Here is a 23,431-nt window from a genome sequence, read left to right on the forward strand (position 1 = left end):
TGCCGAACCCCTCTCAGGGTTTTGCAAGTGAGTGCCCTTTGTCGGTTGAGGGCAAGAGGAACTAGGTCTTTGGAAATACGGTGTTTTCGTTTCTGACAAACCGGCTCTCTTTCCGCCGTACTTTCTGAAGCTGCTTGCCCGCTAAACGGGTCTTCTTCGGTTGCAAAAGTTGGCGCAGACGGCTGCACTTTCTGCGAACACGTTGGATAGGTGCCCTTGTAGAAACGTTTGCTTCCGAATAGGTCTATGCCGAGGGCAGCTGCACAACGACAGGCTCAGCCCCTGCGAGCCTGACAGCAACCCCAAGGGAGAGACGCCCCTTCCGCAGCAGATGGTGCCCGCCTGTGCGTTGGCCGTGCAGGAGCGCTTTCTGCTCTGCTGAACAGCGGTCTCACGCTTGTTGGCATTGGCGACTTTGACGATGACGCTTCCCCGTGTCGCCTCAAGCCGAGAGTCCGCACTTCATGCTTACTAAGGTACCCGTTCACGAAAAAGTTACAAATGGCAAGACCGCAACCCACGCTTCTCTAAATAGCGCTGGTGATACTCCTCCGCTGGATAAAATTCGGGTGCTGGTAAAATCTGTGTCACAATAGGTCGAGAGTATTTCCCAGAACGCTCCAAACGCTCCCGTGAGGCCTCTGCCGCCTCTTGTTGCTCCGGCGTAAAAGTAAAAATCACGGAGCGGTACTGAGTACCTACATCCGGCCCTTGCCGATTGAGTTGGGTCGGATCATGGCAGTTCCAAAACACCTCTAGGAGCTGATCATAACGGATACGGTCTGGATCGTACTCCACCAAAACGACCTCAGCATGACCGGTAAGGTCTGTACAAACCTCCTCGTACGTTGGATTCTTCGTATGCCCCCCCGCATATCCCACTGTTGTATTAACAACCCCAGGGACCCTACGAAAGGTTGCCTCGACTCCCCAAAAACACCCGGCACCGAACATCGCTTTTTCCGTGGCCATTCGGTCACCCCCTAAAAAAGTTCTATACCATAGAACGTAATCCGCTGCCCATCCGTTCCCCTTAGTAACCCAGCTCATAGGGGATAAGGAAAAGTTCGCACTGTTGACACCGCCAACAATAGGATGCTATACTGATTAGTGAAATTATGCACAAAGTCACTGCTGACGCCATCACTATGGATCAAGCTACTTCTCCAAGCTCGTCAGAACCCTCGCGCGCACGTGATGTGTTCTACGAGCGTGAACGTGGGGTCTATGCATTGCGTATCCTGCGCGATGTCGCCCATGCTGTTGTTCGCTTTCCTAAGGCCGATTCCCGAACAGACGCTATCCAAAACCTGTTCAACACCGTTGCTAAAGCGGGAATCCCTCTTTTTCTTATCAAACTTCATCGCTCTTCCGTTACCTTTGCACTTGCCGGTGCCTACCTTGACAGAGCCGCAGAGGTGCTGCAAACTGCTGGGTACGATGTCTCCACAAGGCGAGACCTCGCCATGGTAACCGTTGTTGCCTCCTCCATGAGAGAGATGGCCGGCATCATGGTGGACATTGCCGACGCCCTCTATGAAGCTGGCGCCCGCATCTATGAAGCCGGCGATTCGCATGATACCGTGCAGTGTCTCATCGAGGCCGATCGAGTTCCCGCCGCCATCGAGCAGCTGTGTAAAGTTTTTCATCTTGATAAGAGTGCTATCCACGAAGAGCATCTGCCCATTCAAGAGCTGCCATCATGAAAATCCTCGTCCAAAAATTCGGAGGTACCTCTGTAGATACCAAAGAGCACCGAGAGATGGCCGTCCGCAAGGTCATCAAAGCGCGAGAGGCCGGCTATTATCCCGTTGTCGTTGTCTCAGCCATCGGGCGTGCGGGCGCTCCCTATGCCACCGACACCCTTGTGCAGTTTCTAAAAAGCATAGACCCCCAAGTGCCCCCAGCCCCACGTGAACTCGATATGATCATGGCCTGCGGAGAGATCATCTCCACCGTGGTGTTCGCCCATACCCTCCAAACATTCGGCTATAAATCCATCGCGCTCTCCGGTGGGCAAGCCGGCATTATCACCGATCCGCAGTTCGGCGATGCACGTATCCGCGAAATACGCCCTCAATATATCCTGCGCTTGCTCGAACAGGGCTACATTCCCGTAGTCTGTGGCTTTCAGGGAACCACTGAGCCGGAAGATACCCATGAACATGGAGCTATCACCACCCTCGGTCGCGGAGGCAGCGATACCACCGCGTCAGCGCTCGGTGCTGCCTTAGGCGCTGAAGCCGTTGAGATCTATACCGACGTAGATGGCGTGAAAACAGCCGACCCAGATATCGTCCCAACCGCGCGTACCCTCGACGTCTGCTCCTACGAGGAGGTCGCCGAGATCGCTCATCAAGGAGCCAAGGTGGTCCATCCCCGTGCAGCGGAGATCGCTATGGACTACAATATCCCCCTATGGGTGAAATCAACCTTTTCCGACGCGCCCGGAACACGCATTGTAGGACGTCAAGCCTCTGAAGCGACCTACCCGCGCATTACCGGCATTACCCATACCGGAAAAATTGTCTATATTCGCCTCGAGATCGGAGAGACCGAATACAAACCGCTTATTGAGCGCGAAGTCTATCGCATGATGGCACGCGCGGGCGTCTCCATCTACCTCGTCACCTTCAGTAATCGCTCGCTCTCCTTTGCCGTCGAGCGTAAGGTCTATCCCATCGCCCGCGATCTGCTCGATGGCATGGTGGTGCCCATCACATTCGAACAACCGGATGAAACAGGACGCCTTGCAGCCTTCTATATTTTTAAATTCTCCGAAGGGCTCGATCTTGCCTACAGCGTGCAACGCCCCCTGCTCCGTCCCCTCGAGCAGCATGTGCACGTGATAGACGTCAATGCCAGTGTCATCGAAAGTTGTACCATGGTGTCGGTCATTACGAGCGGGCATCGCACCATGCCAGGCGTGATGGCTCGGATATATGCGCTGTTAACAAATGCTGGAATCGCCGTCTATCAAACAGCCGATTCCGACATGTCCGTCTCCTGCCTTATCCCTGAAAGCGAAGTTGAAAGAGCCGTTCGACTCCTTCACGCAGAGCTGTGTGAGCAGACGCCCAAACCCATAGAGGCACTTTCATGAAATCTGAAAATGAAGATGACTCTTTGGAAGATATCGAATCAGCGCAATCGCAGCCTCCACCAGAGGTTCCCCCAGCTCCGCAATTGCCGGAGGTACCTCAACTGCAAAAAGCAGAGAAACCGTCTTGGCAGCTTAGCAGACCATCGCGTAAGAGCGGTGGCCGTCTTTTCGGTTTTAGCACCGATAGCCCTGATAGCGCTACACGTACCTATTCAAAAGTCGTTATGGCCGCCACAGTAGCAACGAGCCTTATCGGCCCGATGATCGTGTTTGCGCTCGTGGGCTTTTGGCTCGATGGCAAACTCCATCACCAGGTGGCCTATCTCGCTGGCATCGGGTGCATCGTCGGCTTTTTCGCCGGGCTTGTGTCGGTTATGGATATCCTACGGAGGCTTAAAAAATAGTTCACTTTGGCCTACCGTAGACAGAAATCTGAGCCTGATGTGCTATAATATTAGCCGCATTGCAAGTAGGCTAAGTGAAACCGTCGTATCGAAACGGAGGTCTCCATAACGGAGTCGCGACGATGGCAGATAACAGACTGATCTTTCAAACCATCAAACACAGCGGTCTTTGTGCAGTGTTCGTAGCTCTAGGGCTCATTGCCCTCCACAGCTACGCGGCTGCAGCAGGCTTTCTGATGGGCATAGGGCTGGCGCTCTTTGGCCTTTACGGCCTCGAACGCGCGTCCCTGCGCTGCTTTCATGCGACTTCGCCATCTCGCGTTGGTCGCACTATGGGGATAGCTCTTCTTTTTCGCCTACCTGTCTATGTAGGCGGAATACTGCTTCTTATGCACTTCTTCGGCGGTTCCTTCCTCCTTGCCTTAGGCAGCGTCGGGGGCATTCTTTGTGTCCTTCTTTCGCTCATCCATACGGTTCTGAAAACCGTGTCACGAAGCGTCCAACAAATTTAACAGCTAGTTCACTAGAGGAAGAAAGGTTTTCATGCCGAGCAGTCTTCAACACACACAACAGATCGGTAGCGTACATCGGGGTCACCTGCCCATCCAGATCGTACAGGCAGGCGGTGCTCCCAGCCCTTCCACAGATACTCCCATCTCTCAACATACCGAACAAGCCTCAGAAAAAGCGCAGATTGGAGATATACCTGATCCTACCCTGCTGCTCGAAAACGCTGTGCTGGCTGCCCTCCTTCTCCTCCTTTTTGCGCTCCTTTCCCGGCGAAACCTTCAAAAAATACCGCGTGGCCTCCAAAATATCGGCGAGTTCATCGTTGAAACGATAGATCGTTTTGTGGTAGAGCTTATGGGGCCCCATGGCAGAAAGTATGTCCCTTTCGCCGGAACGCTCTTCCTGTTCATCTTTGTTATGAACGTTCTCGGCGATATCCCCGGCTTTCATGCCCCCACCAGCAACCTTACCTATACCTTTGCTCTCGGTCTCACCGTCTTCTGCTACGTTCAGTGGGAGGGAATACGTGCCCGTGGGCTGTTCGGCTATATCAAACATTTCTCTGGCCCTCCTCTGCCCTTCCTTATGGCCATCTTCCTGAAGCCGCTCCTGTTTATTATCGAGGTCATCTCAGAACTTTTTAAGCCGATCACTCTCTCCGTCCGACTTTTCGGCAATATCTTCGGCGAGGATGTCATCATCCTTGTCTTCGCCAGCCTATTTACCATGATCGGTTTCAAATGGCTGGGTTGGTTCCCATTACAGTTTCCGGTGCTTCTCTTAGCCTATCTTACCGACTTTGTACAGGCTCTCGTCTTCATGGTGCTCGCCTGCATCTATCTCGCTCTCATGACCCATGAAGAGGGGATGGAGGAGGCAGAATCGGAACAGGCGCTCGCCCATGCGCACTAATCATCTTTTAAAATAACCAATCAAAACCAAACATTACGACAGAAAGGGTTTCGAAAGAATATGATCTATTTCGCTGCACTTGCAATTGCGGCGGGGCTTGCTGTCCCGATCGCGGTTATTGGAGCCGGTATTGGACAAGGACGTGCGGTGGCATCCGGGCTTGAGTCGATGGCTCGCCAGCCCGGTATGGCAGGCCAACTTCTTATCAACATGATCATCGGCCTCGCCTTCATCGAGTCGCTCGTGCTCTTTGCCCTCGTGCTCGTCTTCATCTTTCTTGGCTCCCGCCTGCCCAACACCAATCAGGTGCTGCAAACTATTCAGAGCACACAGGTAAGCAAATAGCCTTTTCGGCTCCCAGAGTCTTCTGGGAGCCGAAGGAGATAACCGATGCTACAGATCGAGCAAGCGATAAAATTTAATCCGGTCTACTTCGGCATACAGATTCTGATCTTTCTGCTCCTGCTGCAGATACTTACAAGAGTCTTTTGGCGTCCCTTCCTAAAAGATATGGAGAAGCGCACAGAAGACATCGAAGCCCGTTATCGCCGTCGTGAGGAGCTTCAACAAGAAATGGAGCGCCTGCGGGCTGAGTATCAGCAGCGTATCGCTGTTGTGGATGCCGAAGCCCGCGCCCATATTCAAGAGGCGGTCAAAAAAGCGCAAGGAGAACGGGAACGTCTGATCAAAGAGGCGCGCACCCAGGCCGAACAGGTGTTGCTTCAAGGTCGCCAGAGCATCGAGAGAGAACGCGAAGCGACCCTCCAAGCCCTCAAAGAGCAGATGATCGCTATGGCGACCGATGTGGCAGATCATGCTCTCGGCTCTCTTTACCCGAAAGAAGAACTGAGGCGCTCGATTGAAGCTCGTGTGGCTCAGGCAACAACCACCGCGAGTAGCACCCATGAATGGTAAACCGATGAATCTATTTTCTATGGAGTTGTCAGCGTGATTCCTGAGGTCAGCCTCGGACCGTTTAAAATAGAACAGCCCGATGCGTTTCTCGCGCTTATTTTGGGCTTTCTGATCCTGCTATGGCTCGCCTACAAGTACGCCTATCCTATGGGGCGTGACTTGCTAAAAGCGCGTACGGAACGCATCGAACAGGCCTACAAACAGGCCGATGCCCTTCTCGCTGAGGCACAGGCCATACATGACGACTACGCTCAGCGCCTTGCACACATTGAAGAGGAGCATCGCGCCCGTGTTGAACAGGCCGTGCGCGAAGCAGAAGCGCTCTCGGCTCAAATCATTGCCGAAGCCCAACAGGCGGCACAAACCATTCTACAACGCGCCCAACAAGAGGTCGAACGAGAACGTACCTATCATCAAATCCTTATGCGCCAACAGATCGTTGCGATCGTTCTCGATGCCGCTGAAAATGCCATCCGTACGATGGCCTCTGAAGAGACGCAACATAAACTTGTGAGCGATTTCATCCACCAACTTGCTCAGAGTGCTCTCAATGGCTATACTCCTGTAAACCGTAATAGCCTGGCCCATGGCGGAGGAGAACCCTAAATGGCAACTCGTGATGTGCGTGCAGCTCGCCGTTATGCAGCAGCGCTCTTTCAAGCGGTTCAAAAAGAAGGCGTTCTCGAAGTGGTGGAGCGCGAACTTGAGGAGCTACTAACAACTCTTCATAATACACCTGTACTCAAAGAGTTCTGGCACAGTCCTCTCGTGCCGGCACCCAAGAAAAGCTCGCTCATCGAAAAAACCTTCGCCAACAGGCTACATCCCTTAACCATCGGTTTCCTGAACCTGCTTGTTAACAAACGTCGCGAAGAGCTGTTAGAATATATCTATACCGATTTTAGACGCCTTGTTGATCGGGCGCGGCACCTGCTTCGTGCAGAGGCTGTCTTTGCCGTGCCGCCCACTCCCGAGGAAGAACAGGCACTTCGTGAAAGCCTGGAGAAAAGAACGGGCGCTAACGTGGAGCTGCGTGTACGGCTCGATCCGGAAATCCTCGGAGGAGTCGTTATCCGACTTCAAGATACCATCCTTGATGGAAGCGTGCGTGGAAGCCTTGAGAGATTGCGCGAGCGCTTCCTACAAAAAGCTTAGTTCTAACGGAAAAACCCGAAACGTCTAAATTACGACGTTGCGCTGGAGATAGAGATAACGATGGCCATTCGACCAGAAGAGATAACTTCAATACTCGAGCGAGAGCTGCTCGAAACCACAAAACGTGAAATTGCCACTTACGATGCTGGAACCGTCCTTCAGGTAGGAGACGGCATCGCCCGAATCTACGGCCTGCAAGGCTGCATGGTTTCAGAACTGCTGGAGTTCCTCGACGAAAAAGGGAACCCCATTGTGGATGAAAACGGTGCCGTCATTCGTGCGATTGCCCTCAACCTCGAAGAAGATAACGTGGGTGCCATTATCCTCGGCCCCTGCGAACAGATTTTCGAGGGCACAACGGTTCGGCGAACGAACCGCATCATCGAAGTGCCCGTGGGCGAAGGCCTGTTAGGCCGTGTAGTAAGCGCCCTAGGTGACCCCCTCGATGGCAAAGGCCCTATCACGGCAACGCGCTATGCCTATATCGAAGCCAGAGCTCCCGGAGTTGTGGAGCGACAACCCGTAAAAGAGCCCCTACAAACCGGGCTTAAAGCGATAGATGCTCTCGTGCCAATCGGACGTGGACAACGTGAGCTGATTATCGGTGACCGCGGTATTGGAAAAACCGCCATCGCCCTCGATACCATCATCAATCAAAAGGGCGGCGATGTCATCTGCATCTACGTTGCCATCGGTCAAAAGGCCTCAACCGTAGAAAACGTGCGTCGTACCCTAGAAGCTGCCGGCGCTATGGACTATACCATCATCGTAGCCGCCAATGCCTCCGACCCGGCTCCAATGCAGTATATCGCCCCCTACACCGGTTGTACCATTGGCGAGTACTTCCGCGATAAAGGACAACATGCCGTCGTCATCTACGACGACCTCTCTAAACATGCCGTCGCCTATCGCCAAGTCTCTCTCCTTCTTCGACGCCCCCCCGGACGCGAGGCTTATCCAGGCGATATCTTCTACCTGCATAGCCGCCTTCTCGAACGAGCCGCAAAAATTCGCGAAGACTATATCATTGTTGATAAAACGGCTCCCGAAGATACGAAAGAAGGCATCAATGGCAAACTCTATGAGGGTAGCCATGGGCTTAGCGAGGCTAAAAAAGACCTTGCCGCCATGCCTAATGCCGATTCCCTCGAAATTCGCAAAAAGCCCGGTACTGGAGGAAGCCTCACGGCGCTGCCTATCATTGAAACGTTGGCCTCCGACGTCTCTGCCTACATCCCCACCAACGTTATCTCCATCACGGACGGCCAAATCTTCCTTGAACCAGACCTGTTCTTCGCCGGTGTGCGCCCAGCTATCAACGTGGGTATCTCGGTCTCTCGCGTGGGACGCTCAGCACAAATCCCAGCCATGAAAAGCGGTAAAGTGGCAGGACGCCTACGTCTTGACCTCGCCCAATTCCGCGAAGTTCAAGCGTTTGCCCAATTTGCCTCCGATCTTGATAAGGTGACCCGCGATCAGCTCGAGCGTGGTTCTCGACTCATTGAGATACTTAAGCAGCCTCAGTTCCAACCAATGCCCGTGGAAAAACAGGTTACCATCATCTATGCCGGCAATAACGGCTATCTGGATGATATTCCTGTAAACGCTGTAAGCAAGTTCGAGGCGGAGTTCCATCCTTTCATGGAAAAGAACTACCCCGACATCCTTGAAAAAATCCGAATTACCAAAGATTTGGATGAAACCACGGAAGCAGAGTTGAATAAGGCTATTCAAGCCTTTAAAGCCCAGTTCCAACCCTAGGGTCGTTTTACAAAGTAAGGGTTTCGTACGATCTCTCTTAGCTTAAAACGCTAAGAGAGATCGTTCACAAGGAGGTTTTCTATGAACCCGGAGACATCCCTACAAGAGGCTATCGAACAAACAAAACGCGCGATCGAACAGCTACGGGAACGAGTAGTTACTGCTATCATGCAGCGCAACCGCCTGCAAGAAGAGGTCACCAAACGAGAGCGCGACCTCGCCATGAGAAAAGAGAAGCTTGTTCAGGCCAGTAAACTGCAAGATCCATCTGTAGCGAATGAACTGCGCGAGGAGATCGCCACCCTAGAAAAAGAGCTTCAAACGCTTAAAGACAGTCTTGCCAAAGCGGAGGTCGAAGCCGAAACACTTAAAGCGCAACGGCCTGCAGAAGAAGCTCGCCTTAATCTTGTGTTGCGCGATCTACAGGCGCGCCTCGCGATGGGCTACACCACTGTAGTGGAGAACCGACAACCAGGCTCCGGAGTGGGCGAAACCGAAGAGATGTTTCAACGGGCTAGCGATAAAATTGAAGGCCTGCAGTCCGAAGCGGCAGCTCGGCAGGAGGTTACCGGTGCTTCACCTCACACCCCTAGTCCTACCCAATCAGCAGAGCAGTTGCTTTCCGATCTTGAGCGCCGACTAGGCCTTTCTCCTACCGAAACTCCTGCAACCCAATCTGTAGAGCCGGCAGAACCCAGTTCATCCCCTCTAACTGCCGCCTCCCCCGAAGCCGAACCTGCCGTTTCTGAACCACCAGTGGCCTTTGAAGCACCTACATCACCTGAGGAACCATCGGTGTCCATCCCTGTCCCAGAGGAGCTCGCTCAATCCACACCGTCCGTAACCGGCATTACTCCGGAAGAGATGGAGGCCCTCCTCTCTCATCAGCCAGGACAAACCGAATCGACTTCTCCCTCTACCGTAGACGAGCAAGCCGTTCAACCTTCTACCTCCCCTTGGGACTATACAACGTCAACTACAGCCTCCTCCGAAACCCTAGAAGTTGTCTCTTTCCCCGTCGAAGAAGAGCAGATGGAACCTCCTCAAGCGACTATCGAAGGCCAAGATATAGAAGTATCTCAACCCATCGCCATGGAAGAAACTGCCACGGTAGAAGCTCCAGCCGCTCCCACATCTGTTGAACCGCCTAGCGAGACGATAGCCCCCGAAGGTGTGGAACAGCCCAAAGAAGAGGTCGCCTTCTATCCCGTTACCCAACCTACGCCGAAACCGGTGAGCTACGATCCCTCCTATCGCGTCCGCGTTGCCGCTATCGGCACAGGTGGCATCTTTCGTGGCGCCCATCTACCCTGCTACCCACTTATTCCACAAGCCAAACTCGTGGCCCTGTGCGATCCGGATCAGGATGCACTTCAACAAGCATATCGCCGCCTTCAAAACCTTACCGCAGAACAGATCGAACGGGCTCGCGAACGCCATGATGACGACGCTATCGAACGCCTCATGCGTGACCTCGATGAGGTTCGCCTCTTCTCCGATATCAGTGAGGTCATCCATGAGATTCAGCCCGATCTCGTAGACATCTGCACCCAACCCGTTCTCCATGTTCCTCTGGCCATTAAGGCACTTGAAGCCGGCATTCACGTCATGTGTGAAAAACCGCTCTGCCGTAGTTGGCTGGAAAGCGAACGTCTCATCTCTACCATTCAACGCACGGGTCGCTTCTACCAGCATAACGAAAACTGGCTCTTCGACCCGGACTACTATACCGCTAGCAAACTCATTCATGCCGGAGCCATCGGAGAACCGCTGCTTATGTTCCTGGCCACAGCCCATGGCGGACCAGAAGGTAATCCCAAATTTTGGAACCCTGAATTCGGTGGTGGTGGCTCACTTCTCGATAATGGCATTCACGCCATCGGTGCCGCCTGGTTTCTGAGCGGCTTGAAAAAACGTCCAACCATGGTCAAGGCGGTCGAGCCTTTTGGCATGACCATCCGAATGCCGTTGCGCATTATTGATGGACACTATCAAACCGTCACCGTGGATGATGACGCTCATATTCTCATCCGTTTTGAAGATGCAGACACAGGAGCCTGGACGAATGCACACGTTGAAGGGTCGTGGAGCCACCGGGATTCTCCTGATACCGTGGTCATCGGAACAACAGGCCGCCTCTATTTCACCTCTCAAGAGGGACGCCGCTATGTCGTCATAACCGATGCCTATGACCGAGAAGTCAGACGTATCGAAGCAACCGGCCCTACCTGGCAGTTTTGGCCATCCTCCTTCTACGGCGAAATCCTTAACATGGTGCAATGCGTTCGCACCGGCCGCCCACCCCTCTGTGATGCTCAATTCGGTGCCGATTGCTCCGCCATCGTCGGAGCTGCTTATCTCTCTGAAAAGAATGGTCGGCGTGCCGTTCATCTCGATGAGTTTCGTGAGTTTGCACGCTCCATCGCCCAACGCTATCCCAACGATCCTCAAGCTGCAGATGATGCGCTTGTAGAAACACTTCTCTCTGCGGTAAGAAAATCCGAATACAACACTTGATATGAACCTTAATGGATAGAAGATAACAATGGCAACCATTCGACAAGTCCGTGCCCGTATTCGGGCTGCAAAAAATATCCAACAGATCACCAAAGCCATGAAAATGGTGGCAGCCGCCCGATTCAAGAGGGCGCAAGACCGAGTGCAGGCTGCTCGTCCTTACGCACAGATTATGCGCGACATGATGGTGCGACTTGCTAGCTCCGCAGGAGAACTGCTTGATCACCCCCTCCTGCAACAGCGGGAGCTGCAGAATATCGGCTTTCTTATTATCACCTCCGATAGGGGTTTGGCCGGCTCCTATAACTCCGCCATGCTGCGCCGCGCCACTGAACTGCTTCGTCCCTACGACCGCTCTCAGATCAAACTCTACCTCGTGGGTCGCAAGGGCATCCAGTTCTTTCGTCGCCGAGGCTATCAGATCGCCGCGGAGTTCAGCATTCCCGGAACCGGTGCGACCTTTGCCGATGCACAGGATATCGCTCGTGTCGTACGTGACGCCTTCCTTAACGGCGAGATCGATCGACTCTACCTTCTTTATACACGCTTCTACACCGCTATCACTACTCGACCGACCGATCTTCAACTTCTTCCCATTCAACCACCGGAGAAGCGTGAGGAGAGCGCCGAGACACCGCAGTACTATGATGACTATATCTTTGAGCCATCCGCCACCGAGATCCTGAGCGCGCTTCTACCACGTTACATAGATGGTCAAATCTATCAATGCCTCCTTGAATCGACAGCGAGCGAGCATGGTGCCCGCATGACGGCGATGAGCGCCGCCACCGATAATGCAGGAAAAATGATTCAAACGCTTACACTGCAACTCAACCGTGCACGACAAGCCAACATCACCCGCGAAATATCCGAGATCGTTGGCGGCGCAGAGGCCCTAAAAGGATAACCGCTTTGTTTATAGGCAGGGAAGAGCTAGCTCTTCCCTGCCTTACACAAGTATCTACTTATTAGGTCTTTGCGCTTTATTGGCAAAGAGGATAAAAGCCGCGATACACTCGCTCTGCAGGGCCCGTCATCTCGATCTCAGCACCAGGACGCCAACGAACGATCAGCTCCCCTCCTTTGCTGCGAACAGTTATCGGAACATTAGGAGACGCGCAGTTCTTGAGAACTGCCGCTACCGCTGCCGCACAAGCACCCGTTCCACATCCCCAGGTCTCCCCCGCCCCGCGCTCCCATATGCGCATCGAAAGCACATTGGGTGCTTCCAGTACGCACCACATCAGCGAGGTACGCTCTGGAAATAGAGGGTGCCTCTCAACGAGAGGGCTAATAGCCAAAAAGCGCTCATCGTCCGGCAGCTCCGGCACAAATGTAACAGCATGGGTTGTGCCAGTTGAAAGTGCTGTGATGAGCAGCGTCTCACCTGGCATGACCTCCAACGGAAAATCTATCACAGGCTCCTGAGCTACGTGCATAGGAATGGAGGCCGGTTCAAACTGCGGTTGCCCCATGCTCACTGTGATCGCAACGATCTGCCCTGACTCATCTCGGTGCAACTGGGCACGGCGCACTCCTGCCAAAGTGCCGATATAGAGTATGTCTTTGTTTACTATCCCCTCCTCCACAGCATAACGAGCTACACACCGTAGACCGTTGCCGCAAACATCAGGGGTGCCGTCTGGATTGTACATACGCATCATCAGATCTGCGAAAAGCGTGCGTTCCAAAATAATGAGACCGTCCGCACCAATGCCCATATGCCGATCGCACATTTCGACCGCAAGCGCCGACCAGTCGTGATCGTTCGAATCCCTCCCATCTACGATCACGAAATCGTTTCCAACGCCATGCATCTTTGTAAAGGCGATCTTTTCGGCCACGCTGGCAACCTCACCTCAAGGTGCAATCTCAAGCTCCCTCCTAAGGATTGACAGGCTAGCTTGAGGGATATATAGGATACCTTATAGGAGATACTCTTTAGAACATAGCAAAGCTCCTCTAAGTAACTCTAAAACTGAAAAACTGCTGCTTTCTTTCCCCATCACTCTGCTTGAGGCAAACCTTGACAAAACTTCGTCCTATCGAGTATTCTTTGTTAGCACTCGAAGGTGGAGAGCGCTAAAACGGGACTGCTCCCCTTTGAAGCCAATACCAAGAAAGGAGACACAAGATGGGTCTGCGTCCTTTGGGTGACAAAGTTGTCGTGAAACCGAGCGAGGAAGAAGAGAAGACTCCTGGCGGTATTCTGTTACCCGATACCGCTAAGAAAAAGCCCCAAGAAGGCAAAGTGGTGGCTGTAGGAAACGGGCGCATCCTCGAAAATGGCGAGATCAAGCCCATGTCCGTTAAGGTCGGTGATACCGTTCTCTATGCCAAATATGGCGGCACCGAAGTTACTATTGATGGCCAAGACTACGTTCTGCTCGATGAAGACCAGGTCTTCGCCATTATCGAGGGGTAGGACGTCAAGTTTCTAGCTACTAGTTTTCTCTAGAAGCGCAAAAATCTGTAACCATTTTCCGAAACCATCGTAAGGAGAAACGAAGCCATGGCTGCAAAAATGTTATTGTATGATGAAGAGGCCCGTCGTGCTCTCGAAAGAGGCGCCGAGGCCGTTGCTAACGCCGTAAAAGTCACCCTTGGCCCCAAAGGCCGAAATGTGGTTCTCGATAAAAAATGGGGTTCCCCCACCATCACCAAAGATGGCGTAACCGTCGCCAAAGAGATCGAGCTGGAAGACCCCTACGAAAACATGGGGGCGCAACTCGTCAAAGAGGTCGCTAGTAAAACCAACGATGTGGCCGGCGACGGTACCACTACCGCCACCGTATTAGCCCAAGCTATTCTTAAGGAAGGCCTCCGCTACGTAGCGGCCGGCGGCAATCCCCTGCAGGTCAAGCATGGTATTGAGCGCGCTGTAGAACGCGCTGTAGAAGAGCTTAAAAAGCTCGCTGTGGAAGTGCGTGGGGATAAAGCCAAGGTCGCTAGCGTCGCCGCTATCGCCGGCAACGACGCTGAGATCGGTCAGCTCGTCGCCGATGCCATTGAGCGTGTTGGACAAGATGGGGTGATCACCGTTGAGGAGAGCCGAAGTCTTCAAACCTACACCGAGTTTGTGGACGGTATGCAGTTCGACAAGGGTTATATCTCCCCTTATTTCGTCACCGACACCGAGCGCATGGAGGCCGTCCTCGAAAATCCCTATATCCTCATCTACGAGAAAAAGATCAGCTCCGCAACTGACCTTATCCCCTTACTGGAGAAGATCGCACAACAGCGCCGACCGATCGTCATCATCGCAGAGGATGTAGATGGAGATGCCTTGGCGACTCTCGTGCTTAACCGCATCCGTGGAACCCTCAGCTGCGCCGCGGTCAAAGCTCCTGGTTTTGGCGACCGGCGCAAAGCTATGCTCGAGGATATCGCCATCCTTACCGGCGGTAAGTTCATCAGCGAAGACCTTGGCGTCCAGCTCAAAAACGTTGACTTCTCCTACCTCGGCACCGCAGAGAAGGTGATCATTGGTAAAGAAGAGACCACTATCATCAATGGGGGCGGCACCGAGGCCGCCATCATGGGGCGTATCAACCAAATTAAACGCCAGATCGAAGAGACAGAAAGCTCCTACGATAAGGAGAAGCTACAAGAGCGCCTCGCCAAACTCGCCGGTGGTGTGGCCGTCATCAAAGTGGGTGCGGCTACCGAAACGGAGCTTAAAGAGAAAAAACACCGCTTTGAGGATGCTCTCAGCGCTACCCGTGCTGCCGTAGAAGAAGGCATTGTGCCTGGGGGTGGCGTTACCTTGTTAAATGTGCAATCGGCCCTCGATAACCTTAAAGCAGATACTCAGGACGAGCAGCACGGCATCAACATCGTCCGGCGCGCTCTCGAAGAACCGCTACGTCAAATCGCTGAGAACGCTGGCTTCGAGGGAAGCGTTGTCGTCGAAAAGGTGAAGACTTTGCCCAAAGGCCACGGCTTCAACGCGGCTACCGAGGAATACGGCGATATGATCGCTGCTGGCGTCATTGACCCCGTAAAGGTAACTCGATTCGCGCTGCAAAATGCCGCATCGATCGCCAGCCTCGTGCTTACCACCGAAGCGTTGGTGGTGGAAAAACCCGAAAAGAAGCCAGCTAATGGCGCCAACCCACCCGGTGGCATGGACTACGAAATGTAAACGGCTCGTTAAACCTTACTCCCTCCCCTTGTTGGGGAGGGAGTTTTTTTAGGCCTTGGCGCAGTATCAGGCTGATACATCCGGCCTCTTCGCGCATAGTTGGCCATCTATCCTATTCGATCCGGCTCGCGCCAAATCGGTGTCCGATTCATTAAAATGCGACGCTGCCGCGGCGTCACCTTTTCGAGCGTCTCCGGCTTTGGAGCATAGCCTGGCCACGGGCCAGCATCCTCGCGGCCAAAATTCATAATAATGGTCTTTCTCGTTTTCTGCGAGGGGTTCGGGCGCCCGTTGTGCAACAGAGCCTCGTTGAATAGAATGATGTCCCCGGCACACACGTCGTTGAAAATATACTGTGCTGGTAAGTCAACCCTGCCGCGCGTATCAAGGTCGAATTGCGCACGGTGAGAACCTGGAATAACTACGAACTCCCCCTCGTTCGGCCCGACATCGCTTATGCAATAGAATACCTTCACCATCGGACATAGAAACCTCCCGTTTATCACATGCCCGGTAGGATGCGCACGTACCCCACGATGCCATTCCCCACCCGGATATCCCGGATAGGTGTAGTACAGCTCGTTGTCAATATGCTTATAGTCTTCCCCAAGGATCTCAACCAGCAACGGCTCGACCGCTTCGTGGTCTAGAAACCGAGCAAACCGCGGGTCGGCATCAATCACCCGTGATACCGGTCGGTTTAACTGGTGCTGCATCCTACTTGGTTCGTCCGCATTCAGCCGCCGTACATCCGTCTTCTCCACCTCTTCTATCCACCTCATGTATTCAGCAAGCTCTTCCGGCGTCAGCGCCCCGCGTAGATGCAGAAAACCCTGCACATCGAAAGCGAATCGCTGATCTTCAGTCATCTCTATGCCTCCTATGAGAAAAGGCTATCACGCCCCTACTTAGAATCTACCTTATCGTTGACCAACCACTGGAGCGCATCCCTTTCCTATTTTCTGACTCGTCAGCTGGATCAAGAGATCGATAGATCGATCTAGCTATAAACGGCGTTTTGATACAATCTGTTCAACTGCTTCATCACCTCTTATTTTGCTTAGGGTAGCCTTCGCCTTCTGGCACTGCTGTCAACAACATGCAGACGAGGTCTCTATGTGTGCCTTTCTATCGCGTCCTAACTTTTTCTCTTGCATTCTTCCTTTCCATAGTGCTATAATTCGCGATATATCTTGCAATCTCTAAGTTCTACAGTGTACCTCGATTGCGGAGAGTCAGCGAATTCTGACAGACAGATCGTCCTCTGTTCTCTCATTGAGAGGGCTAGACGCCCCAAGGGTAAAGGGAAATGCACAGTGGAGGTGCCTTATGCCCGTCTGTATTCGATATGCCTGCGGGAACTGCGGGAAGACCATAGACGCTTGGGATGAGGGAAACCCTTACTACCTCGATGACCAAGGCGTGAAACGCTACACACGTTGCTTGTTCAGTGAGTGCTCCGCCCGCCTCATCGGTAACGACGTTCCCCATCTTTGCCTCGATTGTGGCGAAGAGTTTCTCGTGGATACTCGCGCTCCAGTGGATTGTTGCCCCAAATGCGGCTCAACCACTTTTTCCGATACCTTCCGGCTCGAAGGTCGAACCTGCCCCTACTGCAAAACAGGAGTCTTCACATGTGTGCCTGATTTCTACCTCGTCCCATAATTCAGTTCTTATGGCACCTCACCCCAAGGTTTCGATTTAGATAAGGTTCCTCAAGAGATGGATCCTTCGTAGAAACGGTCATCTGTCGTTGCCTCTATTATTGGCGTTTTTATAGGGCAGTCACCGTCTACCAATCCATCGTTATGATGGGTAGGAGATTTTCTTTGCGCAATCCATTCAATAAGCAATGGCTTGCCGCTCCTCTCCATGGCGCCTGATGCTTTAGGAGGCATGTGCGATGCTTACCTCTATTCGGTACCTCTCTCGAAGTAGGCGGCAGAGGCTAGGGACTGACAAAGAGGTTTTTTGAAATCCTTCATCGAAATCTGTTTTCAAACACAAATGAGGAGAAACACGATGAAATCGGGGCTTAGACAGCAAGCTATCCTTTTACCTATGCTCGTTCTTTTATCACTTGGCGACTCTGGCTCACCTCAAAACAGCTCTACACCCTCTCAAACCCAGCGTTTTTACTACACCCTTTCTCAGCAGGCCATTACAAGCGCCGGCGTCTATGACAGCAACGGTCATCTCATTCGTGTTCTATGGCAAATGCAGCCCACTTCTGCTGGCAAACATACCGCGACATGGAATGGTCTCGACATGGGCGACCAGCCGGCACCGCCAGGACGCTATCATCTACTGGTAGCTGCTAATTTCTGTGTCTACCGCAATGTAGGTGTCATTGGAAACAGTGGCTTGCCCCCAAACGCCCAAGGACACACGCCAGCTAGTATTCTCTGCGTTGCTACCGATCAGGAGGGAAATATCTACACTGCCAACGGCTGGGACGAAGCCGGCGCCGACTTCAAAAAATGGGATAAATACGGACACTCTGTCTACGATGCCCACTTTCAAATTCGTAACGGAAAGCCTAACGGCATCCCCTACGCAATCGCTGTGGACAAAGACTACCTCTACTGCACCGTAGGTGGATGGGCTTCCCCACCATGGAATGAACGGCAACAGGTCGAGCGCTTTCGCCTTAGCGACGGCCAAGAAGTCCCATTCTCCGGTCAGCATCTCGTGGATGGCCATATCCAAATCTATGAGTGGCCGAGCCACCTTCTTCCTCAAAACGTACCTCCTGATGAAGCGGAGCTCTTAAAAACGCCTTTGCGCGGCATCGCCGTAGATCAGCAGAACCTCTTTGTAACCGACCTTCTCGGCAACCGAGTGTGGCGTTTCGACAAGGAGAGCGGTGATCTTTTGGGCAGCTTCTCGGTGCCTACGCCGCGAGCCATCGCCGTAGATCCACAAGGGCACGTTTGGGTTAGCGCCGAGAAACACGAAATTCGTGTCTACTCCGCTACCGGCCAGCAACTCGCCGTACCTATCCACGATCTATCTGAGGCGGTTGAGATCGCCTTCAGCCCCCTCAATAAACTCTATGTAGCCGACACGGGAGCAGGACAAGTGAAAATATACGCTATCCATGGCCTTAAGGCTCGACGGATCGGTGCCCTTGGTCAGAAAGCAAAAGCAGGCGATCGTGCCCCCGATCGCTTCTTTCATCTCACCGGTGTAGCCATCGCTCCAGATGGTAGCATTATCACCACACAAAAAGAGCCTATCTCCGGCGCCCGACTGGCAAAATGGTCGCCAAACGGCAAGCTGCAGTGGGAACAGTGGTGCACCGAATTCGTTTCGCTTGGCATCAATGCTCCAGATTCCCCTACCCTCTTTCTCTCTATGAGCGGACATCTATTTCATCTCGACGATTTTGAACATGGCAAAAGTCGTTATGTCGCAGATGGTTTGAACGATCCAGTACTGTATCACAGTGACGTTCACGGTGTACCCCGTATCCTTACTTTTCAAGGCCGTCGCTTTCTCTTTCTACCAACTGGAGATGGTGTTCAAGTCTATCGCCTCGAAGGGCATGTACTTCACCTCGCTGCGCTTGTTGGCGGACGCGACCCCGATGCAACAGGCAAGAGCCACTACTGGCAACAACCGCATCCTAGCCCGCCACAACAGTGGACATGGCACGATCAACACGGAACCGGTCACCCACAGATGAACGAGATCCTCTGGTTTAAACCCCCAGGAAAAGGAACGGTTAACGTTTTCGGGATGGATGTGGACGATCAGGGCAACATATGGTTTGCGAACCTCGATACCCATAGCATTTGGGAACTGCCTAAGGGAAGGCTAGACACCCACGGTAATCCCACCTACGACTGGGCTAAAGCACATGAGGTGATTCCACGCGATGTCTCTTCACTCGGGTTCGACCCCACTATGGCACAAAGAGCCGACGACGGCAGCATCTATGCTCTGGGTTGGAGCCACACCTGGCCCTCACCTCCTAATAACCCATTCTGGATGGGTGGTACAACGCTAGTGCGTTTTGATAAGCTCGGTAGGCGGCTTTGGGCTGTGCCGTTGCCCGAGGTCTGCCCAGGCATCTGTTTCCTCCCTGGCGGCGGATGCCTAGCCGGAGGAGGTCGTAGTGCCAACATATATCACTATACGTCGAATGGTCTGCTTGTAGGCAAAATGGCTCCCGGTGCAGCTATGGGCAACCAAAGCGGTTGGTTCGATAATCATGCCTGCGTGGCCGTCACGCATAACCCCCTCGACCACGGTTGGGACGTCTTTGCCGAAGATGATTACGTAGACCGTATCGCCTGGTATCGCATTGAAGGAAAAATAGCACTTGTGAACGGAGATTCGGTAATCGTGGCCGATAGTCTACAAAGACCATCTCATGAAACGCAGTAGAACCGAATTCCGTCTTAACAACTGCACACGATCCCCTCGTAGGGTTCTCGTGATGTGATACTACTTTCAATGAGGAGGAATTGAAACATGCTGACTCACCACAAGCGTCCTTTGCTTGCTGTCGCTCTCGCGGCTACAACACTCACCAGCTTTACCCTGTTTAGCAAACCGGCCTCTGCGCTCTTCGATAAGACGCGCTTCATTACAGACGTAGGGGTCGCCTTCTTCGCCTTCCATCACTGGGTTTGGAACCCCTACAAACACGGTGCTTTTCAGCCAGGTGCTCCCCACCGAACCGCCGCCCTTGTGAAAGCCGGTCTGGCCACCCTCTTCGCTGTCAATCGTCTCAAAGCAGCCGATCACTTAGCTCACACCAGCAAAAGCCCCTTATTACATAAACTCGCCGGAGCCATCGATCGCATGGAAGCCGCCTTTGCGAGCGTGGGACAAAATCTGAAAAACAAAGTGTTCGACCAAAAAGGCATTGACAACGCCAATAACTCCCTTTCAAGCGTTGATTCGCTCTCCAAGCAGGCAGGCATGACGATCCACGACGTTCCCATCAAAATCCCGGGTGTTGGCTAGTTCAAAACCCTATCGTAAGAGCTAAGCATCTCACATCGAGTTTCGCAGAGCAGCCTAAAGCCTTCCGTACTCCTCACTCCCCTGTGGCTGCTCTGCCGCATGTAAGCGTCTGCGGTAAAGCTGCACTCCGCTTTGATAGGCTCCAGCAATACATGCTTTTGCATCGCTGAAACCCCACCTGTTTTTCCTCCGTCAATAACTACAGAACCCTTTCCCTAGTAGGCCTTATCCGAAAATGAAGGGTAGAAAGAAACCGACAGATGGATATGACAACGCATATTGAAGTGCTTGGATGGTTGCATATAGCGCTTCATAGTTTTTCACTGCTTGTCGGGGGTGCCATCCTACTTTTGGTGCTGTTTCTAGGCCATACCATCAGCGAATGGGCCCACTTGACTCCTCTGCTCGTCTATATTCCAGGACTGCTCATTGGTCTTTTTTTGTGTACGATAGCAGTTCCTGGCATGATACTCGGCTACGGCCTGCTTCAAAAAACCTGCTGGAGTCGCAAGCTTGGCCTTATTCTGTCGCCCATGCTGCTAGCTTATTTCCCGCTAGGAACTCTGCTCGGCGTCTACACCTTTGCCATTCTCACAACGGAGAAAGCCAAGATAATACTCTGTCATTAGCCTTCTCTAATTAATTAGCCATAAAATGTATTATGATATCACCCTATATCCAACAGGAGAAGCTCGTATGGAAGTTCATATCAAAATATTAGCGTGGTTGCATATTATCTTCAATGCTGTCTATGCTGTGCTAGGGATCTCTATCTTTCTCTTGTTTCTCTTCTTTGGGCTAGGAGCTAGTGCGCTTAGTCGAGACATCGTTCCAGCCTTTCTGGTGAGCGGAATGGGAGCGTTTTTTGGCTTCTTCTTCCTTATTTTTGGACTACCAGGTCTCGTGCTCGGCTATGGGCTGTTGACCGAGAGAGGCTGGAGCCGCGCACTCGGCATCGTGTTTTCGCTGTTCGATCTCCTCAACTTCCCTATGGGTACGATCTTAGGCATTTATGGGCTCATCGTGCTCTTCAATGAGGAGACCAGCCTCATTCTCTCCCGATGAACTCCCGAGTCAGACACCCCTTCCTGAAGGTAAGGGTTTGCGCCTAAGATGCCAAAAATCCCGATGAAAGGCGGTCGTGGTGTCTCTCTCCTGCGTAGAGGCAGGGGAGCGCACCCTACAATTATACAAGAACATCATAGCTGATCGTTCAAATCAGAACGTTCGCAAGGAAAGCAGGAGTTTTTAAAAATTTGAGAAGCATACAGCGTCGCTCTAGTAGCATCCCTTTACTCTATTTAAAAGGAGGCAAAATCGAGAACATGGAACTACACGTAAAAATTCTAGGTTGGCTCTATGTCCTGCTTAACGCAGTATTCGCCATCTTAGGCGTAATAACTATTCTAGGAGGCCTAGCGGCCGACGTAGGAAGTAGCGTACAACATCATTCAGCTGGCGGACTTTTGGCGAGCGGCATTGGGTCAGTGATTGGGATATTCCTTCTCATTGTAGGCTTGCCAGGCCTTATCTTGGGCTATGGCCTGCTTACTCGAAGACGTTGGAGCCGAATATTGGGCATCGTGCTCTCGATCTTAGAGCTATTCAACTTTCCCTTGGGCACCATTTTAGGCATCTACGGCCTCTACGTTCTATTGAATCAGGAGACAGTCGCCCTATTAAACAATTGAATAGGAAATCAACACCTCCTACCGATCCTAGATCCTCTTCACTTACTCCCCCTAATTAGCAAGTGTAGGAGGGGTTTTCTATTGATTGATTTGATTCCTCATGGGCTAGCCAGTCCTCCACCGTTGCATAACACTCTGCTCCCTGATGGCATAGTTGTGCCAGAAGCTGCGCGGCTTTTCCCCCTGTGAAATCGCGGGTTTCAAATCGTTCGTTGCCCAACAACACAACCCGCTTCCCCATTACCTGCATCTCCTGCACCAAATTCAACACAGGCAGATTGCCGTGCCCGATGGGAACCGGCGCTACACACACGAGGTCAGCCCGCTGCATCATCGTTTTGGCAGTTGCGCAGACCTCTTGGCGAATTGGTGCAAATGGCGCCTCCAATACAACCTCTATCCCCAACACTTCGGCAGCAACCTGATCGCTGTCATAGAGATTGAGCGGCCCAGCGCTTACCCTGTATCCGTGATGAATAAGTGTGCCCATAATAGCTATCCCCGACCCACCGCCGCATACTAAATGGACATGAGGTCTCTCACACGCTTCCCTAGCACGCGCCGGCCGTACGCTTAACAGCGTAGGCCTACCGGTGGCCGGGTTCAGACCCACCTGTATATCCGCGTCGTAGACGCGACGAAGATGTGCCGGTGTTAGTACCGACTCCGGCGTGCCATAAGCTTCCACGCGACCAGCGCGCAGCAATACAAGTCGCTCGCAAAACTCTGCGGCTTGATTGATATCGTGCAGAGCAGCAATAACACCTACCCTACCTTGACTACGTTCGACCATCTTCTGAATATGCTGAAGCAACTCTATCTGATGCGTTATGTCGAGATGAGCGGTTGGCTCATCTAAAAGCAAAAGAGGAGCTTCTTGAGCTAAAGCGCGTGCGATCAGGACGCGCCGATGCTCGCCTCCTGAGAGCTGGGTGATCGGTCTCTCGGCCAAGGAAAGAATATCCAACTCTGCCATACAACGTCGAGCGATCGCATAATCTTCCCCAGTAAAGCCCTTTCCACCGCGATGTGGATAGCGCCCCATCAGCACCACATCGAGTGCGCTAAAATCGAACAGGGCTGGCTCGAATTGAGGCACAAAAGCGATTTTCTGGGCGCGGATATGAGCCGGAATCTGCGATAAAACCTCTCCATCCAGAACCACACGCCCCGATTGCGGCGGTAAAACCCCGGAGAGCACGCGTAACAGAGTGGACTTTCCGCTGCCATTCGGCCCCAAAAGCCCTACAAACTCCCCTGTCTGAAAAACAAGGCGGACGGCATGAAGAACCATCCGTCCGCCATATCCAGCAGTGATCGCATCGGCCTCTAGGCGCATTGG

Annotated in this window: 24 protein-coding genes; 20 read left to right on the plus strand and 4 right to left on the minus strand. The window is 52.8% G+C overall.

Translation table 11 applies throughout. From position 1 onward, the window contains the following. Positions 1 to 495: 495 nt before the first annotated feature. Complete coding sequence (msrA, locus tag CCALI_RS02535) at positions 496 to 972, minus strand: peptide-methionine (S)-S-oxide reductase MsrA (protein ID WP_016481903.1); 477 nt, start codon at positions 970 to 972, stop codon at positions 496 to 498. Between the two features lie 146 nt (positions 973 to 1,118). On the opposite strand from msrA, the gene CCALI_RS02540 reads away from it, so the two are divergent. From CCALI_RS02540 to atpG, 12 genes are all read left to right on the plus strand, one after another. Further along, a complete protein-coding gene (locus tag CCALI_RS02540) occupies positions 1,119 to 1,706 on the plus strand; it encodes an ACT domain-containing protein (RefSeq protein ID WP_016481904.1) in 588 nt (195 codons plus the stop codon). Next, on the plus strand, positions 1,703 to 3,103 hold the full coding sequence (locus CCALI_RS02545) for an aspartate kinase (protein WP_016481905.1): 1,401 nt from the start codon (positions 1,703 to 1,705) through the stop codon (positions 3,101 to 3,103). Before CCALI_RS02540 ends, CCALI_RS02545 begins: the two co-directional genes overlap by 4 nt. After that, positions 3,100 to 3,507: an AtpZ/AtpI family protein gene (locus CCALI_RS02550; RefSeq protein WP_016481906.1), complete on the plus strand. Its 408-nt coding sequence runs from the start codon at positions 3,100 to 3,102 to the stop codon at positions 3,505 to 3,507. The genes CCALI_RS02545 and CCALI_RS02550 overlap by 4 nt, the downstream gene beginning before the upstream one ends. Before the next feature lie 122 nt (positions 3,508 to 3,629). Then, positions 3,630 to 4,019: a hypothetical protein gene (locus CCALI_RS02555; protein ID WP_016481907.1), complete on the plus strand. Its 390-nt coding sequence runs from the start codon at positions 3,630 to 3,632 to the stop codon at positions 4,017 to 4,019. Positions 4,020 to 4,050: 31 nt separating this feature from the next. Further along, entirely contained in the window at positions 4,051 to 4,929 is an 879-nt protein-coding gene (gene atpB / locus CCALI_RS02560) for a F0F1 ATP synthase subunit A (RefSeq protein ID WP_016481908.1), read from the plus strand. A gap of 60 nt (positions 4,930 to 4,989) precedes the next feature. Further along, positions 4,990 to 5,274: an ATP synthase F0 subunit C gene (gene atpE / locus CCALI_RS02565; protein WP_016481909.1), complete on the plus strand. Its 285-nt coding sequence runs from the start codon at positions 4,990 to 4,992 to the stop codon at positions 5,272 to 5,274. 45 nt (positions 5,275 to 5,319) lie between these two features. Then, on the plus strand, positions 5,320 to 5,844 hold the full coding sequence (locus CCALI_RS02570; protein WP_016481910.1) for a F0F1 ATP synthase subunit B: 525 nt from the start codon (positions 5,320 to 5,322) through the stop codon (positions 5,842 to 5,844). A gap of 33 nt (positions 5,845 to 5,877) precedes the next feature. Further along, positions 5,878 to 6,450 carry a F0F1 ATP synthase subunit B gene (locus tag CCALI_RS02575; RefSeq protein WP_016481911.1) on the plus strand — a complete coding sequence of 191 codons (573 nt, stop codon included), beginning with the start codon at positions 5,878 to 5,880 and terminating at the stop codon, positions 6,448 to 6,450. Continuing rightward, positions 6,451 to 6,999, plus strand: a complete 549-nt coding sequence (atpH, locus tag CCALI_RS02580) for an ATP synthase F1 subunit delta (protein ID WP_016481912.1) — start codon at positions 6,451 to 6,453, stop codon at positions 6,997 to 6,999. Between the two features lie 60 nt (positions 7,000 to 7,059). Then, the gene (gene atpA, locus CCALI_RS02585) at positions 7,060 to 8,760 is read left to right on the plus strand and encodes a F0F1 ATP synthase subunit alpha (protein WP_016481913.1); all 1,701 of its coding nucleotides are present in this window, start codon (positions 7,060 to 7,062) and stop codon (positions 8,758 to 8,760) included. An 81-nt stretch (positions 8,761 to 8,841) separates the two neighbouring features. Continuing rightward, positions 8,842 to 11,277, plus strand: coding sequence for a Gfo/Idh/MocA family oxidoreductase (locus CCALI_RS02590; RefSeq protein WP_016481914.1), 2,436 nt, complete (start codon positions 8,842 to 8,844; stop codon positions 11,275 to 11,277). A gap of 28 nt (positions 11,278 to 11,305) precedes the next feature. Beyond that, on the plus strand, positions 11,306 to 12,184 hold the full coding sequence (gene atpG / locus CCALI_RS02595) for an ATP synthase F1 subunit gamma (RefSeq protein ID WP_016481915.1): 879 nt from the start codon (positions 11,306 to 11,308) through the stop codon (positions 12,182 to 12,184). 76 nt (positions 12,185 to 12,260) lie between these two features. On the opposite strand, the gene dapF is transcribed toward atpG, so the two are convergent. Continuing rightward, positions 12,261 to 13,121, minus strand: coding sequence for a diaminopimelate epimerase (gene dapF, locus CCALI_RS02600; RefSeq protein WP_016481916.1), 861 nt, complete (start codon positions 13,119 to 13,121; stop codon positions 12,261 to 12,263). Between the two features lie 290 nt (positions 13,122 to 13,411). Here dapF and groES point away from each other — a divergent pair, with 290 nt between their 5' ends. Both groES and groL read left to right on the plus strand, forming a co-directional pair. After that, on the plus strand, positions 13,412 to 13,702 hold the full coding sequence (groES, locus tag CCALI_RS02605; protein WP_016481917.1) for a co-chaperone GroES: 291 nt from the start codon (positions 13,412 to 13,414) through the stop codon (positions 13,700 to 13,702). Between the two features lie 87 nt (positions 13,703 to 13,789). Continuing rightward, on the plus strand, positions 13,790 to 15,421 hold the full coding sequence (gene groL, locus CCALI_RS02610; protein ID WP_016481918.1) for a chaperonin GroEL: 1,632 nt from the start codon (positions 13,790 to 13,792) through the stop codon (positions 15,419 to 15,421). 107 nt (positions 15,422 to 15,528) lie between these two features. Here the strand turns inward: groL and CCALI_RS02615 are convergent, their stop codons facing one another. Beyond that, positions 15,529 to 16,290 carry a phytanoyl-CoA dioxygenase family protein gene (locus CCALI_RS02615; RefSeq protein WP_016481919.1) on the minus strand — a complete coding sequence of 254 codons (762 nt, stop codon included), beginning with the start codon at positions 16,288 to 16,290 and terminating at the stop codon, positions 15,529 to 15,531. Between the two features lie 460 nt (positions 16,291 to 16,750). Between CCALI_RS02615 and CCALI_RS02620 the strand changes: the two genes are divergently transcribed. The 6 genes from CCALI_RS02620 to CCALI_RS02645 all read left to right on the plus strand — a co-directional run bounded on the left by CCALI_RS02620 (position 16,751) and on the right by CCALI_RS02645 (position 22,089). Further along, positions 16,751 to 17,086, plus strand: a complete 336-nt coding sequence (locus CCALI_RS02620) for a hypothetical protein (protein WP_016481920.1) — start codon at positions 16,751 to 16,753, stop codon at positions 17,084 to 17,086. 357 nt (positions 17,087 to 17,443) lie between these two features. Continuing rightward, a complete protein-coding gene (locus CCALI_RS02625) occupies positions 17,444 to 19,813 on the plus strand; it encodes a FlgD immunoglobulin-like domain containing protein (protein ID WP_016481921.1) in 2,370 nt (789 codons plus the stop codon). 87 nt (positions 19,814 to 19,900) lie between these two features. After that, a complete protein-coding gene (locus CCALI_RS14710) occupies positions 19,901 to 20,398 on the plus strand; it encodes a hypothetical protein (protein ID WP_016481922.1) in 498 nt (165 codons plus the stop codon). A gap of 260 nt (positions 20,399 to 20,658) precedes the next feature. After that, positions 20,659 to 21,027 (plus strand): hypothetical protein, encoded by a 369-nt coding sequence (locus CCALI_RS02635; protein WP_016481923.1) that lies wholly within the window; start codon positions 20,659 to 20,661, stop codon positions 21,025 to 21,027. 67 nt (positions 21,028 to 21,094) lie between these two features. Then, the gene (locus CCALI_RS14715) at positions 21,095 to 21,463 is read left to right on the plus strand and encodes a hypothetical protein (protein ID WP_016481924.1); all 369 of its coding nucleotides are present in this window, start codon (positions 21,095 to 21,097) and stop codon (positions 21,461 to 21,463) included. A 260-nt stretch (positions 21,464 to 21,723) separates the two neighbouring features. Then, positions 21,724 to 22,089, plus strand: coding sequence for a DUF7144 family membrane protein (locus CCALI_RS02645; protein WP_016481925.1), 366 nt, complete (start codon positions 21,724 to 21,726; stop codon positions 22,087 to 22,089). A 55-nt stretch (positions 22,090 to 22,144) separates the two neighbouring features. Here the strand turns inward: CCALI_RS02645 and CCALI_RS02650 are convergent, their stop codons facing one another. After that, a complete protein-coding gene (locus CCALI_RS02650; protein WP_016481926.1) occupies positions 22,145 to 23,428 on the minus strand; it encodes an ABC transporter ATP-binding protein in 1,284 nt (427 codons plus the stop codon). Positions 23,429 to 23,431 lie beyond the last annotated feature (3 nt).

It is taken from the genome of Chthonomonas calidirosea T49 (genome assembly GCF_000427095.1).
In the GTDB taxonomy this organism is placed as follows: domain Bacteria; phylum Armatimonadota; class Chthonomonadetes; order Chthonomonadales; family Chthonomonadaceae; genus Chthonomonas; species Chthonomonas calidirosea.